General features: G+C 62.4%; 15 protein-coding genes. 5 read left to right on the top strand and 10 right to left on the bottom strand.

Annotated elements, in window-relative coordinates; translation table 11 throughout:
• Positions 1–3: 3 nt before the first annotated feature.
• A complete protein-coding gene (gene ruvB / locus JFN91_RS09350; protein WP_199388950.1) occupies positions 4–1,017 on the top strand; it encodes a Holliday junction branch migration DNA helicase RuvB in 1,014 nt (337 codons plus the stop codon).
• Position 1,018: 1 nt separating this feature from the next.
• Positions 1,019–1,726 (top strand): DnaA/Hda family protein, encoded by a 708-nt coding sequence (locus tag JFN91_RS09345; protein ID WP_199388949.1) that lies wholly within the window; start codon positions 1,019–1,021, stop codon positions 1,724–1,726.
• A gap of 233 nt (positions 1,727–1,959) precedes the next feature.
• Here JFN91_RS09345 and JFN91_RS09340 read toward each other — a convergent pair whose 3' ends face one another.
• The 4 genes from JFN91_RS09340 to trpB all read right to left on the bottom strand — a co-directional run bounded on the left by JFN91_RS09340 (position 1,960) and on the right by trpB (position 6,766).
• On the bottom strand, positions 1,960–3,858 hold the full coding sequence (locus tag JFN91_RS09340; protein ID WP_199388948.1) for an ABC-F family ATP-binding cassette domain-containing protein: 1,899 nt from the start codon (positions 3,856–3,858) through the stop codon (positions 1,960–1,962).
• Between the two features lie 190 nt (positions 3,859–4,048).
• Positions 4,049–4,543, bottom strand: a complete 495-nt coding sequence (locus JFN91_RS09335; protein ID WP_199388947.1) for an LEA type 2 family protein — start codon at positions 4,541–4,543, stop codon at positions 4,049–4,051.
• 100 nt (positions 4,544–4,643) lie between these two features.
• Complete coding sequence (locus JFN91_RS09330; protein ID WP_199388946.1) at positions 4,644–5,336, bottom strand: transglycosylase SLT domain-containing protein; 693 nt, start codon at positions 5,334–5,336, stop codon at positions 4,644–4,646.
• Between the two features lie 239 nt (positions 5,337–5,575).
• Positions 5,576–6,766 carry a tryptophan synthase subunit beta gene (gene trpB, locus JFN91_RS09325; protein ID WP_199388945.1) on the bottom strand — a complete coding sequence of 397 codons (1,191 nt, stop codon included), beginning with the start codon at positions 6,764–6,766 and terminating at the stop codon, positions 5,576–5,578.
• A gap of 264 nt (positions 6,767–7,030) precedes the next feature.
• On the opposite strand from trpB, the gene JFN91_RS09320 reads away from it, so the two are divergent.
• Positions 7,031–7,507 (top strand): tRNA (cytidine(34)-2'-O)-methyltransferase, encoded by a 477-nt coding sequence (locus JFN91_RS09320; protein ID WP_199388944.1) that lies wholly within the window; start codon positions 7,031–7,033, stop codon positions 7,505–7,507.
• Between the two features lie 65 nt (positions 7,508–7,572).
• Positions 7,573–7,896: a cupin domain-containing protein gene (locus JFN91_RS09315; RefSeq protein ID WP_199388943.1), complete on the top strand. Its 324-nt coding sequence runs from the start codon at positions 7,573–7,575 to the stop codon at positions 7,894–7,896.
• A gap of 9 nt (positions 7,897–7,905) precedes the next feature.
• On the opposite strand, the gene JFN91_RS09310 is transcribed toward JFN91_RS09315, so the two are convergent.
• Positions 7,906–8,460, bottom strand: a complete 555-nt coding sequence (locus tag JFN91_RS09310) for an exopolysaccharide biosynthesis protein (RefSeq protein WP_236015083.1) — start codon at positions 8,458–8,460, stop codon at positions 7,906–7,908.
• Positions 8,461–8,709: 249 nt separating this feature from the next.
• Here JFN91_RS09310 and JFN91_RS09305 point away from each other — a divergent pair, with 249 nt between their 5' ends.
• A complete protein-coding gene (locus JFN91_RS09305; RefSeq protein WP_199388941.1) occupies positions 8,710–9,210 on the top strand; it encodes a rubrerythrin family protein in 501 nt (166 codons plus the stop codon).
• Positions 9,211–9,382: 172 nt separating this feature from the next.
• On the opposite strand, the gene JFN91_RS09300 is transcribed toward JFN91_RS09305, so the two are convergent.
• From JFN91_RS09300 to JFN91_RS09280, 5 genes are all read right to left on the bottom strand, one after another.
• Positions 9,383–10,120, bottom strand: a complete 738-nt coding sequence (locus tag JFN91_RS09300) for an alpha/beta hydrolase (RefSeq protein ID WP_199388940.1) — start codon at positions 10,118–10,120, stop codon at positions 9,383–9,385.
• Positions 10,121–10,131: 11 nt separating this feature from the next.
• Positions 10,132–11,871 carry a sensor histidine kinase gene (locus JFN91_RS09295; protein WP_236015082.1) on the bottom strand — a complete coding sequence of 580 codons (1,740 nt, stop codon included), beginning with the start codon at positions 11,869–11,871 and terminating at the stop codon, positions 10,132–10,134.
• 267 nt (positions 11,872–12,138) lie between these two features.
• On the bottom strand, positions 12,139–12,441 hold the full coding sequence (locus JFN91_RS09290; RefSeq protein ID WP_199388939.1) for a hypothetical protein: 303 nt from the start codon (positions 12,439–12,441) through the stop codon (positions 12,139–12,141).
• A 288-nt stretch (positions 12,442–12,729) separates the two neighbouring features.
• Positions 12,730–13,470 (bottom strand): succinate dehydrogenase/fumarate reductase iron-sulfur subunit, encoded by a 741-nt coding sequence (locus JFN91_RS09285; RefSeq protein WP_183349514.1) that lies wholly within the window; start codon positions 13,468–13,470, stop codon positions 12,730–12,732.
• Positions 13,470–15,383, bottom strand: coding sequence for a fumarate reductase/succinate dehydrogenase flavoprotein subunit (locus JFN91_RS09280; protein WP_199388938.1), 1,914 nt, complete (start codon positions 15,381–15,383; stop codon positions 13,470–13,472). The genes JFN91_RS09285 and JFN91_RS09280 overlap by 1 nt, the downstream gene beginning before the upstream one ends.
• Positions 15,384–15,389: the final 6 nt, after the last annotated feature.

Below are 15,389 nucleotides of genomic sequence, written 5' to 3'. Positions count from 1 at the left end.
GGTATGACCCGCTTTATCAGCGCCGAGAGATCCGAAGACGACCTCCTTGAAGCATCGCTGCGCCCCCGGGCACTGGCGGACTACGTGGGACAGGAGAAAGCCAAGGGGAACCTCGGCCTCTTTATCGACGCTGCACGCGGCAGGGGCGAGGCCCTGGACCACGTGCTGCTGTACGGCCCCCCGGGGCTGGGCAAGACCACCCTGGCCAACATCATCGCCTGCGAGATGGGGGTGAACATCAAGTCCACCTCGGGCCCGGTGATCGAGCGCCCGGGCGACCTGGCCGCCATCCTCACCAACCTCGAGCCGCACGACGTCCTCTTCATCGACGAGATCCACCGTCTCTCCCACGTGGTCGAGGAGATCCTCTACCCCGCCATGGAGGACTTCCAGCTCGACATCATCATCGGGCAGGGGCCGAGTGCGCGCACCATCAAGCTCGACCTCCCCAAGTTCACCCTGGTCGGCGCAACCACCCGGGCCGGCCTGCTCTCCTCGCCGCTTCGGGACCGCTTCGGCGTCATCTCGCGGCTGGAGTTCTACACCCACGACGAACTTGCCTTCATCATCACCCGTTCCGCACGCATCTTCGGGATGGACATCGCGCCCGACGGCGCCCTGGAACTCGCGCGCAGAAGCCGCGGCACACCGAGGATCGCCAACCGCCTGCTGCGCCGCGTGCGCGACTTCGCCCAGGTACGTGCCGACGGCGTGATCACCCGCGAGGTGGCGGACCAGGCGCTGGCGCTCTTGGAGATCGACGACATGGGCTTCGACACCATGGACCGCGCCATCCTCCTGACCATCATCGACAAGTTCGGGGGGGGACCGGTAGGGCTGGACACCATCGCGGCTGCCATCAGCGAGGAGAGCGACACCATCGAGGACGTCTACGAGCCCTTCCTGATCCAGAACGGTTTCCTGAACCGTACCCCCAGGGGGCGCGTCGCCACCGCCGCGGCCTACAGCCATTTCGGCAGGATCGCGCCGGAGCCGCCGCAGGGAAGGTTGTTCTAGAATGCAGATGATCTTCGACTTCCCGGTCGTCCCCCGCTTTTGCTTCGAGAACTTCGTGGTCTGTAGCGGCAACAAGACCGCCTACCAGTTCGCCCAGAGGCTCGCCGGCGGCAGCGACGCCGAGAACCTCCTCTACATCTACGGCCCCGAAGGGTCGGGCAAGACCCACCTCTTGACCGCCCTATCCAGCGCCATCGACGGCAGGTACTTTTCCTTCCGCGACGCCGACGCCCTGTACGGTAAAAGCTACTCCAGCGAAGGTCCCTCGCGTCTGGCCGAGCACTTCGCCGGGGCCAAGGCGCTCATCCTCGACGATCTGAACCTCTTGCCGGACCGCCAGGAGTTGCGGGTCGAGCTTTGGGAGCTGTTCAACGCCTTTTACAGTGCGGGGAAAAAGATCGCCATCTCCGGCCTCACGCCCCCCAAGGAGCTGCCGCACCTGGACGGGCACCTGACCAGTAGGCTGTTGTGGGGGCTGGTGGCGCGCATGGACGTCTCCGACGACGAGTCCCGGCGCATGATCCTCAAGAAGCTCGCCGAAGACCGGCAGATGACCCTGCCCGACGAGGTCATCGACGAGATGCTCCTGAAGGTGAGGCGTGACATCCCGTCGCTGGTGTACGCGCTGGAGACCATCAACCGCACCGCCATCGCCACCAAGCGGAAGGTGAGCCTCAGGCTGGCCAAGGAAATCTTCAAAGGGAATTAGGGGACTGGCTCCGCCAGGTGCCGGTCCCCCTTGCCTTTCAGGGTAAGGGAGTTTGCCAAAGGCAACATGACGGCAGCCTGCAGAGCCCTCACCCGCCCTTCGGGCACCCTCTCCCGGAGGGAGAGGGGACCTTCCGGAAAGGATGCTTGCACCATAGAAAAAGGCTTCTGCAGGGACGTGCCCGCAGAAGCCTTTTTTGATACAAACGTCGGCAGATTATCAGCTGTCCACCGTCAGCCGCCCTTCTTGGTCTCCAACTCCTCCCAACGCCCGTAGGCCGTGGCCAGCTCCGTTTCGAGCCTGCCATAGTCGGCGGTGATGGCGGCAATGCCCCCCGCCACCGTGTCGTAGCGGGATGGATCCCCCAAAAGCTCCTGCACCCGGGCGAACTCCTGCTCCAGCACCTCGATGCTCCCCTCCAGCTTTTCCAGCTCGATCCGCTCGGCGTAGGTGAGCCCCTTCTTCGGCTTCTCCGCCTTGGCCGCCTGGGCCTCCTTCTTCTCGACCCGTTGCGCGGAGGCCGCCACGCGGGCCGCCTCCTTGCGCTCGCGGTAGTTGGTGTAGTTCCCCTCGTAGAAGACCACTTCGCCGTCACCCTCGAAGGCCAAGACGCCGGTGGCCACCTTGTCCAGGAAGAAGCGGTCGTGGGTCACCATGAGCACGCAGCCGGGAAAGGCGGAGATGGAGGCGTCCAAAAGCTGCAGGGTCGGGATGTCCAGGTCGTTGGTCGGCTCGTCCAGCACCAGCAGGTTGGCATCCTGCAGCATGAGTCGCGCCAGTATAAGCCGGCTCTTCTCGCCGCCGGAGAGGCTCCCCACCGGCCGCCTGCGGTCCTCGCCCGAGAACAGGAAGTCCTCCAGGTAGCCGATCTTGTGCCGCTTCTCGCCGGTGGCGGTGGTCACGTAGTCCCCCTCGCCGAAGAAGTCGTAGATGGTCTCGTTGGGGTCGAGCACCTCGCGCAGCTGGTCGAAGTAGGAGATCTTGGTCTTCTTGCCCACCACGACCTTTCCCTGGTCAGGCTCCTCCTCCCCCATGATCATCCGGATCAGGGTGGTCTTGCCGCAGCCGTTGGGGCCGATCACGCCGATGCGGTCGCCGCGCTTCATGCCGAAGCTGAGACCGTTCACCAGCTTCCTTTCGCCGTACCCCTTGACGACACCGTCCATCTCCAGGATGGTCCCGCCCAGCCCCTCTTCGGTATTGAACCCGATTTTGAGGTCGCGGCGGGCGGGGCCGGAAAGGCTCTCTTCCAGCGCGTGGTAGCGGTCGATGCGCGCCTTCTGCTTGGTGGAGCGCGCCGGCGGTCCGCGCCGGATCCAGTCGGTCTCGATGCGCAACAGGTTCAAAAGGCGCGAGCGGCGACTCGCCTCCCCCATGAGTCGTTCTTCGCGCAGGGTGAGGTAGGTGGAGTAGCCCCCCTGGTAGGAGATGAGGGCACCGCGTTCCAGCTCCAGCATCCGGGTCACCACCTGGTCCAGGAAGTAGCGATCGTGGGTGATCAGCATGACCGCGCCCGGATACGCCTTCAGGTGCTCCTGCAGCCACTGGGTGGTGTCCGCGTCCAGGTGGTTGGTCGGCTCGTCCAAAAGCAGCAGCTCGGGCGCCTGCAACAGGAGCTTCGCCAGGGCCACGCGCCGCTTGGTGCCGCCGGACAACGTGCCGATCACCTGGTGCGGGTCGGGAAGCTGCAGGTGGGTCATCATCTCCAACACGCGGTGGTCGGTGTTCCAGCCACCGTGGTGCTCGATCCAGACCGAGAGTTCCCCCTGTCGGGCGAGCAGCCGGTCCATGTCGGGCGGGTTCCCCGCCATCTTCTCGGAAAGCTCGTTGAAGCTCGCCATGGCGGCGCGGATGGCGGTGAGGCCGCTCTCGATCTCGGCGGCGACGGTGGCGCTGTCGTCCAGCACCGGCTCCTGGCTCAGGTAGCCGACCGAGGCGCCGCGCTTCATGGCGATGGAACCGCCGTCACGGTCCTCGACGCCGGCGAGGATGGTGAGCAAGGTCGACTTGCCGGCACCGTTGGCGCCGATCAACCCTACCCTCTCGTCCTCCCCCACGGCGAAGGTGACGCCGTCCATCAGGACACGGGGGCCGAAACTCTTGGAAAGACCCGTGATATCAACAACGTTCATAAAATCTCCAACGATCAGCGATGATGCTCCGGCACCCTGCGGACAGTGCGTCCCCGCCCCCGGAGGGGGAGGGACAGGGAGGGGGATTTCGCCTCTGCCCGCGCCCCCCTCCCAGCCTCCCCCCTCCGGGGGGAGGAGCGTGGACTGCAGCTCCCCTGTCCTGCGGCGGAAGCTCATGCCTTACGTACGTTTAGAATTTGAGGAAGTCGGCGATCTTACCGAAGATGGCTGCCGGACGGTACTTCTTGGGGATGGCGTAGGTGCCGTTCTTTTTGACCGGAACGGTCATCTGTCCCACCGGGGTCTCCAGGTCCAGCCCCGCCGCCACCTGGTACGGGATCCGGTCCGGATCCGGCTTGCGCTTGAGGATCTCCAGCAGGTCGGCATAGGTGATGCGGACCGGAATGCGGACGTCGGTCTCCTCGTGGGCGGGGAAATTGATCTCTTCGCGCGCCCCCCCCTTGGCCAGCGGCAGCGCCATGATCTTGATGTCATAGCTGTATCCCTGCAACTTGACGTCGAAGCTGTTGGTGTTGAGCACCCGCAGGTAGAGTTCCATGCCGGCGCCGGTCGGGTCGACCGAAACCACGCTCAGGTCCTGAACGGTAACCTGCGGCGCGCTGACCAGCTTGCTGCACCCGGAGAGAAGAACGACGACTAACAAAAGGGCAACGATTTTTCTCACAACCAGACTCCTGAAAAGACGGTAGCCCATAAACAAAGCGGGCGGGTCCCCGAAAGAACCCGCCCACTATAGCACAACCAAACCTCAAACAGCAAAAGGACTATCCGTTGACTGCCACCTGCTGCATCAGCATGCCCCTTTGCACCTCCCGCAGTATCTCCGTCCTGAAGCGCTTGCGGATCTTGTCGTAGGCCCTCGCCGCCGGCCCGGTACCGCAGTAGAGCCTCTTGGCGCGGCCCATATTGCCCTTGGCCATGTCCAGCTTCTCGTACAGCTCCTTCACGGCCGCTTCCGCGCACTTCTCGTCGTCCCACATGTCCTGCGGCGTGTAGCCGTGGCTTTCCGCCCGCTCCGGCATCAACTGCCAGACCCCCAGGGCACCCTTGGGGGATACCGCTCTCGATGAGAGCTTGTGTCCGCCTGTTTCCGCCAGAGCTATCTCAGCCAGGTCCAGCGGTGTGAATTTCGTTCCCTCCGTTTTTTCGTAGCAGATCTCGGCGAGCCACTTGGCCCGGGCCGGTGTGGTCCTGCGGGCGAACGTGGCGTAAATGGCGGGAACCAGTTTCTTCCTCCCGTCCAGTTCTGCCGCCTTGGGCAGATCCATCTGCATGGCGGGGGCCGAGGCGGGAGATTTCTCACCCTGCTTCTCGCTCCCCTCCGCCCAGGTGAGCAGCGCCCGGTCCGACTCCGACACCGAGGGAGTCACCGGGACCTGCGCCTGCTGCAGGTGGGACTGGTCGCACGATGCCGTCATCATGAGCACCGCGACCAGCACTACAATTTTTCGTTTCATAAATCGCTGTTGAATGGCTTTTGCCGGCTTTAGGTAGAGATACTAAATGTCGGTAGTGAAGCCCGCGCCAATCATCTCCTTTCATTAGAATCACATTGACTCGTCGCCAATCTGAGGTTATTAGTGTAATCAAATCCGACGGACATTGCAAGCCACACATTAGATTTATACAATCCTGCCGAATAAAAAGGGAGCCCCGCCCAGCGGACCTCCCCCACTAAAGCCTCGAATTTTCTATATTAAAGCTGCACCCCCATAACATCAGCCACGGTATGGATGTCCTTATCGCCCCTGCCCGACAGACAGACGACGATGCTCTCATTGGTGGAAAGTGTCGGAGCCAGACGCAGTGCATGGGCGACTGCGTGGGAAGACTCCAGTGCGGGAATGATCCCCTCCTCGCGGGTCAGCACCTGGAACGCATCCAGCGCCTCGTCATCGGTGACGGAGACGTAGCTGGCCCGACCGATCTCCTTCAGGTACGAGTGCTCAGGTCCGACGCCCGGGTAGTCCAATCCGGCGGAAATGGAATGGGCATGGGCGATCTGACCGAACTCGTCCTGCAGGAGGTACGTTTTGTTGCCGTGCAGCACCCCGACGCTGCCGGCGGAAAGCGGTGCGGCGTGCTTGCCGCTGTCGATGCCGTAGCCGGCGGCCTCGACGCCGATCATCTGCACCGACTCGTCGTTGACGAAGGGGTGGAACAGCCCGATGGCGTTGCTCCCCCCGCCTACGGCGGCGATCAGGTAGTCGGGGAGCCTACCCTCGGCTTCCAGGTGCTGCGCCCTCGCCTCCTGGCCGATGATGGCCTGGAAGTCGCGCACCATGACCGGGTAAGGATGGGGGCCGGCGACGGTGCCGATGATGTAGAAGGTGTCCACCACGTTGGTCACCCACTGGCGCATCGCCTCGTTCATGGCGTCCTTCAGGGTCGCGGTACCGGAACTGACCGGGTTCACCTTGGCGCCCAGAAGCTTCATGCGGAACACGTTCAGGGACTGGCGCCGGATGTCCTCCTCGCCCATGAACACCTCGCACTCCATGCCGAACAGCGCCGCGACGGTCGCGGTCGCCACGCCGTGCTGGCCGGCGCCGGTCTCGGCGATCACCTTGTTCTTGCCCATCCGCTTGGCAAGCAGCGCCTGACCGATGGTATTGTTCACCTTGTGAGCGCCGGTGTGGTTCAGGTCCTCGCGCTTCAGATAGATCTTCGCGCCCCCCATTTTCCGGCTCAGTTTCTCGGCGAAATAGAGCGGGTTGGGGCGGCCGACGTACTGGCGCAGGTAGTAGGCGAACTCCTCCTGGAACCCCTTTTCGTTGCGAAAATGGTTGTACGCTTGCTCTAGTTCGAGCAGCGCCGGCATGAGCGTTTCCGAGACGTATCTGCCGCCGAAACGGCCGAAGTGACCACTGTTGTCAGGCGTATCCAAAGTTGCCTCCGGTAGGTGTGTGAGGGGGGCATCATAGACTATCTGTCGATAAATTGCAAGCTTACAGAGCCTACCCCCCAGACAACCCCCCGCCGTTACAGGCTTTTAGCCGTTTCTCTTTGCCTTATTTTTTGCTTTGAGCTACAAATATCACCCATCCTGGAAGCTCGTTTTCGGGGACCAAATTCCACTCATCCTGTGGAACTTTTTTCTATGACTGAGCCCTTTTTTGCTTCCACAAAAGCACCGTTTTCGAGGTAACCGATGTCATCGCAACACCCGTTTCACATAGTGCTGGTGGAGCCGGAAATTCCGCCCAACACCGGCAACATCGCCAGGCTTTGCGGCGCCACCGGCACCATCCTGCACCTGGTCGGCAAGCTCGGCTTCTCCACCGACGACCGCTACCTGAAGCGGGCCGGACTCGATTACTGGAGCGAAGTCGACATCCGTTACTGGGACGATCTCGACGCACTCAGGCGCGCCTTCCCTGACGGGCGCTTCATCTACACCAGCAAGAAGGCCCCGCAAAGCTACCTCCAGTTCGCGTTTCGCCCCGGCGACTTCATCGTTTTCGGAAAGGAAACCAAGGGTCTCCCCGAGGAACTCATCGAGGCGAACCCGGAGACCGCGGTGCGCATCCCGATCACCGGCAAGGTGCGCAGCCTGAACCTCTCCACCTCGGCGGGGATCGTGCTCTACGAGGCGCTGCGCCAGACCGGCGCACTGGAAGGCGCGTGAGCGGGACAACGATTACGCCCCCCCTCCCGCAAGGGGCGGGGGAACCGAAAGCAAAGGAGAAAAAGATGTTCGAGAAGAGAAGCGACGCAGGTTACCAACAGGTACTGCCGGGGATCCGCCAAAAAACACTGGTGCACGGGGATAAAACCCTGATGGTGGAGTTTCTCCTGGAGAAGGGCGCACAGCTTCCGTTGCACAGCCACCCGCACGAACAGACCGGATACCTGGTAAGCGGCCGGATCAGGCTCAGCATTGGGGAGAAGAAACAGGAGGTACTGCCGGGGGACAGCTGGTGCATCGCAGGTGGCGCTCAGCATAATGCCGAGATACTCGAGGATTCGGTGGCCATCGAGGTGTTCTCCCCGGTGCGTGAGGAGTACCTCCCTTAAGCCGCCCATCTAGCTGAACTGGTAGATCACCAGCCCGAAACTTACCGCGGTCACCACGAATGCGATCAGCGCGAGCAGGCCGTCGCGCGAGATAAGGGCCAGCCCGAAGGCCGACAGGGCCAAGCCTGCTCCATGTGCCGAGAACGGGACCAACTCCATCATCGGCATCACGATCGCTATGGACGCACAGATGAAAGAGATCAGGTAGATACTTCCCCCCCTGATCAGCGACGGCAAACGTGGACGCAGCCACCGGTCGATGAATCGCGCCAAGGGACGCAGCCACCTGATCGCCTTGGTCACTTTGTCTCGGGCCAACGAGCGCCGCAGCAGCCATCTCGGCAGCCAGAAGTGATCCCGGCGGAAGAAGAGCTGCCCCGCAATCAGCAGGATCAGCACCCCGGTTGCGGTCGGGACCCCCGGCATACCGCTCAACGGCGACGCGGCGATGACCCCCACCATGAGCAGCAGCGGCCCGAAGGAGCGGTTTCCGATTGATTCCACGATTTTCCCCAAGGAGACGCGCCCCGCGTCATCAGCGGAATCCCCGATCCGGTCCAGCATCTCCTGAAGAGTGGTGATCTCTCGCGCCATGCAAACCTCTCTGGTGCCGCCGCAAGCTCTACCGACACTCTCACCCCAAACACCCCACGAAGATTACATTGGCATATCTTAATGTCAAGAAGGCGGGCGCTCTCCAGTCGGCGAAAAAACGTATACATATCAGATAAATATAATGTACACGACGCCTTGACTGGGACAGATGCCCCGTTATATTCAAGCTGCACATTTTGACATAATGAGGAGGAAGAGATGTCGACCAAGGATAATCTTGCCGAGGCGTTTGCCGGAGAGAGTCAAGCCAACCGTAAATACCTTGCCTTTGCCAAGAAGGCCGAAGCGGAGGGGCTGCCGCAGGTAGCCAAGCTGTTCCGCGCCGCGGCACACGCCGAAACGGTGCATGCCCATGCGCACCTGCGCGCCATGGACGGGATCAAGAGCACCGTCGACAACCTGAAAGAGGCCATCGAGGGAGAAGGGTTCGAATTTCAGAAGATGTACCCGCCGTTTCTCGAGCAGGCCAGGCAGGAGGGGCACCGCGCGGCAGAGAACTCCTTCAAGTTCGCCCTCGCGGTGGAAGAGGTTCATCACGACCTGTACCAGCAGGCCCTGGCGGCGGTACAAAACGGTGTCGATCTTGCCGACCGCCCCATCTACGTCTGTGAAGTCTGCGGCAACACTGTGTACGACGAGGCGCCCGACAAGTGCGCCGTCTGCCTGGTCCCCAAGGACAAGTTCACCAGGATCGCTTGATGCAGAAAGGGCGCTGCCGATCCCGGCGGCGCCTGTTGTTTACCCCTTTAAAAAACTCAACGCAAAGACGCAAAGGCGCCAAGCCGCAGAGAAAAGACCTAGAGGTTTTACCCCTCAAAGCTTATCTTTGCGCCTCAGCGCCTTTGCGTCTTTGCGTTAAAGCCTCCAGGTGTTACGGGTTCCTGATGCTCACCCGCCCCGGCGTCGCCCAGTCGTTGTGCCCGCCTTCGATCTCCCGGAACACGGTGCCCGGCCTGCTCTCGGCAAGGCTTTTGGCGAATTTCTCCGGAATCACCTTATCCTCCCTGGCACCGAAGATCTCCACCCTCCCCTGATACCCCTTGAGTGCCTTTATGTTGTCCCAGTCGTCAGGGAGGAGCAGGCGCACCGGCAAAAACCAGTAGTGGTGCTGCGCCACCCTGTGCAGCTTGTCGAACGGCGTCACCAGCACGATCTTGTCCGGCGCAGGCTGTACTGTGGCCAGGGAGCAGGCGGGACCGCTCCCGAGCGACTCCCCCACCACGCAGACCGGCTTGTCCGGGTACTCGCGCCGCAGCAATAGGTATCCCTGCCTGCCTGCCTGGTTCAGTGCCTCCTTGGAAGGGGAACCGGGGCGTTGGCCGTAGCCGGGGTATTCCAAGATATAGACGCTGTCTTCGGCGGCAAACGAAGGGAGCGCATAGGCGCGGTCGCTGGCCTGCCCGCCGTTGCCGTGCAGCATGAGCCAGACGTTCTTAGGGCTGGGGACGGTCCGGGCGAAACCGATTACCTCACCCTGGTCGCGCCACGGCACCAGTCCGTTGCTGCCATCGTGATGGGTCGGGAAGTACAGCAACTGCCGCTGCCAGGTGGCGGCAGTCAGCACGAGGGCCACCAGGCAAACAAGCAGCAACCGGCAAAGACGTCCCATGTCAAATCCCCCTATCCCCGCGGCAAGGTGAAGTAGACGGTGGCGCCCTCATCGACCACGCCCTGCGCCCAGACCGATCCGCCGTGCCGCTCCACGATCCGCTTCACCGTTGCCAACCCGATGCCGGTCCCCTCGAACTCAGCGCCGTGCAACCGCTGGAACGCCCCGAACAGCTTGTCCCGGTACGCCATGTCGAACCCGACGCCGTTGTCCTTGATGAAAAAGGCCTCGCCCTCCTCGTGCAGCGAAGAGCCGAGCTCGATCCGGGCCCGCTCCCGGACGCTGGAGTACTTCCATGCGTTGCCGACCAGATTTTCCAGCATCAACTCCAGCAGCAGCCGGTCTCCCTCGACGTGCAGACCAGGCTGGATCAGGAAATCGACCCGTCGCGACGGCTCGGAATCCTGCAGCTTGCAGCCGATGCCGAAGGCGAGTTCGCTCAGGTTCACCGTGCCCCGGTTCAACTCGGAGCGCCCGATGCGCGAAAGCTCCAGCAGGCCGTCGATCAGGTCTCCCATCCTCTTGCTGGAGGTGCGGATCCGCTCCAGGTATCCCCGCGCCTCGGGCACCAGGTCCGGGCCGAATTCCTCGAGCAGTATCGAGCCGTAGCTGTTGATATGCCGCAGCGGCCCGCGCAGGTCATGGGAGACCGAGTAGCTGAACGCCTCCTGCTCCCTCATGGCCACTTCCAGCCGCGCGGTCCGCTCAGCCACCCGTCGCTCCAGTTCTTCGTTCAGCAGCCGCAGTTCCTCCGCCATGCGCCGGCTCTGGGTAACGTCGCGGGCGATGCCGAATAAACCGACCACCTGTCCCTGCTTGTTGTGCAGCGGCCCCTTGATCACCTCGACGACAAAGCGCCCGCCGGCCCCACCCACTTCCCGCTCCCCCAACTGCACCCGGTTGCCCGTCAACACCTCCTGGTCCATTGCCATCACCGTGCCCGCGACCTCGGGAGGAAAGACGTCGAAATCATCCCTGCCCAGCACCTGCTCCTGCGTTTTCCCGGTCATGCGGCAGGCCGCCGAGTTGAAGAGGAGATAGCGTCCGCTGATGTCTTTGACGAAGATGGCATCCGTCGTTCCATCGATCACCGAGTTGAGCAGTTCGCGGTTTTGCAGCAGTGCCCCTTCCACCGCGGCACGCTCCACGATGGCGCGCTGGAGCTCCTCGTTCACCGTAACCAGCCGGGTTTGCTCCTTCTCGTAATTTCTCAGCAGTGACCACAGCATAACGCCACAACAGACCGTGGTAACCGCAAAGCCGACCATGTTGTCGGCGATACGGTCCTGCTCGGACTGAAAGGGGGTTACCCACTCGGGAAACCTCAGCTCCAAAGCCATCAGGGCAATGCCGTCCAAGGTGAGCAGGACCAGGGGGAGCCACCGCGCACGCCCCCGGAAAAAGATGGGGAGGTACATGAGCAGGCAGAAAAAGTACAGGGGGAGGCTTCCGTCCGATGCGCCGTTGGGAAACCAGATCACGTTCAGGAGGACCATGAACAGGAAGAAGAGTGCCGTCGTGCGGTAGCGCCCCCGGCTCGCCTCACACAGAAGCAGCAGCACGAACACTCCGAAGGCGGCGACGCAAACGTTGATGTAGACAGGAAGGTGCTGCAGGTAGTTAGTGGGAATGACGACAAAGAACGAGGCGACGGCCGCCGTGATGCACAGCAGCACGAAGAGGTTTTGCTCCATGGTGGAGCCCCACCTCTTCCCTATGCAGTCCTTGAAACTCGCTATGGGAGATGGCATCTCGCTCAAGTGTTACCTCGTGCGCTGCCGGAAGTGACAGCGGGACAACGGAGGGATAAAAATAACACATTAAGCCAGACTGATAAACCATTTTCTTCGTTTCAGAAACAATTAGAGTCATTGCTGCAACTGGATGGCTCCGGATCCGTACAGAGTAAAGACAGTGACAGGACCCGCAATGACAGTGCGTGCGAGTTCTCCCCTCAGGGCCGCGTATCGACCTTCAGGTGCGCTTGCCACTAGGCGAAGGGGACCAAGGGGACGCCGTCAGTGCCCCCGGGGCCCGGCCATCTTGCGGAAGATGACCATCTGCGCGGTGATGTCCACGGCCAGCACGGCAGTGGTGCAGTACAAAAGCCACGGGATCCCGTCGAAGTAGGCGAGGCAGTTGAAGAACATGTACAGGGCCACCACCGCTGAGAGCAGCCGGCGGATGCCCCGCACCGACTCCTCGGCTCCATCGGCATCGCTCCCCACCAGTGCCGCCAGGGCCGGAGCCGCGTAATACCCGACGGTAGCGTCGATGAAGGTCAAAAAGATGTTGGCCACGAAGGCATAGGTAAGTTGCATATCACTCCCAACGGCTGAAGCCGGCTGCGCCAGAAAGTAAGGTAAATCCGGGCCGGAATCAAGTACTAAGAAGGGACTGGCTCCGTAGGTGCCTGTCCCTCTAGCGGAGCGCGCCATTCCGCCCTGCCCGCCTTGCGCAAGCCTTAAGGGGACAGGCACCTGGCGGAACCGGTCCCCTCCTTCGGTGCAGGGCGCTAGGGAGGAGAACCAACGCGGATCGCTAATAAAGCCATAAAAAAGGGCGGAAGGTTTCCCTTCCGCCCCGGGTTCTTCTTTGATACGAGCCGCCTACTTGAACAGCGCCTTCTGGTACTCGCGGTTCAGCTTGGCGATGAACTTGACGTTGATCCCTTTCGGGCATGCCGCCATGCACTCGTAGTGGTTGGAGCAGTTGCCGAAGCCGGCTTCCTGCATCGCCTCGGTCATGGCGCAGACGCGCTCGGCGGCCTCCGCCTGGCCCTGCGGCAGGGCTGCCAGTTGGGCAACCTTGGCCGAGGTGTAGAGCATCGCCGAGCCGTTGGGGCAGGCGGCGACGCAGGCGCCGCAGCCGATGCACTCGGCGGCGTCCATGGCGTAATCGGCGTCCTGCTTGGGCACCAGGATGGCGTTGCCGTCGGCAACACCGCCGGTGTGGCAGGAGGTGTAGCCACCGGCCTGCATGATCTTCTCAAGGGCGTTTCTGTCCACGATCAGGTCCTTCTGGATCGGGAAGGCGAGCGCACGCCACGGCTCGATGTAGATGGTGTCGCCGTCGTTGAAGCGCCTCATGTGCAGCTGGCAGACGGTGGTGCGCTCCTGGCCGCCGTGCGGCACGCCGTTGATGACCTGGGAGCACATCCCGCAGATCCCTTCGCGGCAGTCGTGGTCGAATGCGATCGGGTCTTTGCCTTCTTTGATCAGGTGCTCGTTCACTTCGTCGAGCATCTCCAGGAAGGACTGGTCGGGGCTTACGTTTTTGGCCTCGTACTGCTCGAGCTTGCCCGGAGCTTTGGGGCCACTTTGGCGCCATACGTGTAGTGTGAGGTTCATTATTTATAACTCCTTACCGCCAGATGAACGTTTTCGAACGTCAACGGCTCCTTGTGCAGTTCGGGCTCCTTGTCGACACCTTTGAACTCCCAGGCTCCAACGTAGCAGTAGTTCTCGTCGTCGCGCTTGGCCTCGCCGTCCGGCATCTGGTGCTCGACGCGGAAGTGGCCGCCGCAGGACTCGTTCCTGTGCAGGGCGTCCTTCGCCATCAGTTCGCCGAACTCGAGGAAGTCCGCCACGCGGCCGGCGTTCTCGAGCTGCTGGTTGAGCTCCTCGCCCTTGCCGGTGACCTTGACGTTCTGCCAGAACTCCTCGCGCAGGACCGGGATGCGCTTGATGGCGTCCTTGAGGCTCTCTTCGCTCCTCGCCATGCCGACGTTTTCCCACATGATCTTGCCCAGTTCGCGGTGGAACTCGGAAACGGTCTTCTTGCCGTTGATGTTCAGGAGGCGGTTGTTGTAGGCCTTGACGTCCTCGACCGACTTCTTGCACTCGGGGTGGTCGGCGCTGACGGTGCCCGGCTTGGTCTTGGCCAGGTAGTTGGCGATGGTGTAGGGAATGACGAAGTAGCCGTCGGCCAGACCCTGCATCAGCGCGGAAGCACCCAGGCGGTTCGCGCCGTGAACGGAGAAGTTCGCCTCGCCCAGGACGAAGAGGCCCGGGACGTTGCTCTCGCAGTTGTAGTCGACCCAGAGACCGCCCATGGAGTAGTGCGGTGCCGGGTACATACGCATCGGCTGTTTGTACGCGTTCTCGTCGGTGATCTTCTCGTACATCTCGAAGAGGTTGCCGTAGCGCTCGCGGATGGTGTGCTCGCCCACGCGCTTGATGGCAGCGGAGAAGTCGAGGTTGACGCCGCGGCCGCCGGGGCCGACGCCGCGCCCGTCGTCGCACTGCTCTTTGGCTGCGCGGGAGGCGATGTCGCGGGGAGCGAGGTTACCGAAGGAGGGGTACTTACGCTCCAGGTAGTAGTCGCGCTCCTCTTCGGGGATGTCGTTGGGGTGACGGTTGTCGCCCTTCTTCTTCGGTGCCCAGCAGCGGCCGTCGTTCCTGAGGGACTCGGACATGAGGGTCAGCTTGGACTGGTGATCGCCGGACTGCGGGATGCAGGTCGGGTGGATCTGGGTGTAGCAGGGGTTGGCGAAGAAGGCGCCTTTTTTGTGGGCACGCCAGTTCGCGGTGACCGAGCAGCCCATCGCGTTGGTGGAGAGGTAGAACACGTTGACGTAACCGCCGGTTGCGAGAACGACCGCGTCACCTACGTGGGTGCGGATCTCGCCGGTGATCAGGTCGCGCACGGTGATGCCTTTGGCCTCGCCGTCGACCACCACGAGGTCCAGCATCTCGGTGCGGGCGAAGAGCTTGACGGTGCCGGCTTTCACCTGGCGGGACAGGGCCGAGTAAGCGCCCAGGAGGAGCTGCTGACCGGTTTGACCGCGGGCATAGAAGGTACGGGAAACCTGGGCGCCGCCGAAGGAGCGGTTGTCCAGGTAGCCGGCGTAGTCGCGGGCAAACGGAACGCCCTGGGCCACGCACTGGTCGATGATGTTGTTGGAGACCTGGGCCAGACGCCACACGTCCGCCTCGCGGGCACGGAAGTCGCCGCCCTTGATGGTGTCGTAGAACAGACGGTAGATGCTGTCGCCGTCGTTGGGGTAGTTTTTCGCTGCGTTGATGCCGCCCTGCGCTGCGATGGAGTGGGCGCGGCGTGCGCTGTCCTGGTAGCAGAAGGCTTCGACGTTGTAGCCGAGCTCACCCAAGGAGGCTGCGGCTGCGCCACCGGCCAGGCCGGTGCCGACAACGAGAACCTTGTACTTACGCTTGTTGGCGGGGTTAACCAGCTTCAGATCGAAGCGGTGCCTGTCCCACGAGGTCTGAATCGGTCCTTTCGGACATTTTCCGTCGAGTATCACTTGAAC

The organism is Geomonas anaerohicana, assembly GCF_016458305.1.
Lineage (GTDB): Bacteria > Desulfobacterota > Desulfuromonadia > Geobacterales > Geobacteraceae > Geomonas > Geomonas anaerohicana.
Note: the sequence above shows the minus strand (reverse complement) of the source record. Positions and strands in the feature narration are given on the sequence as shown.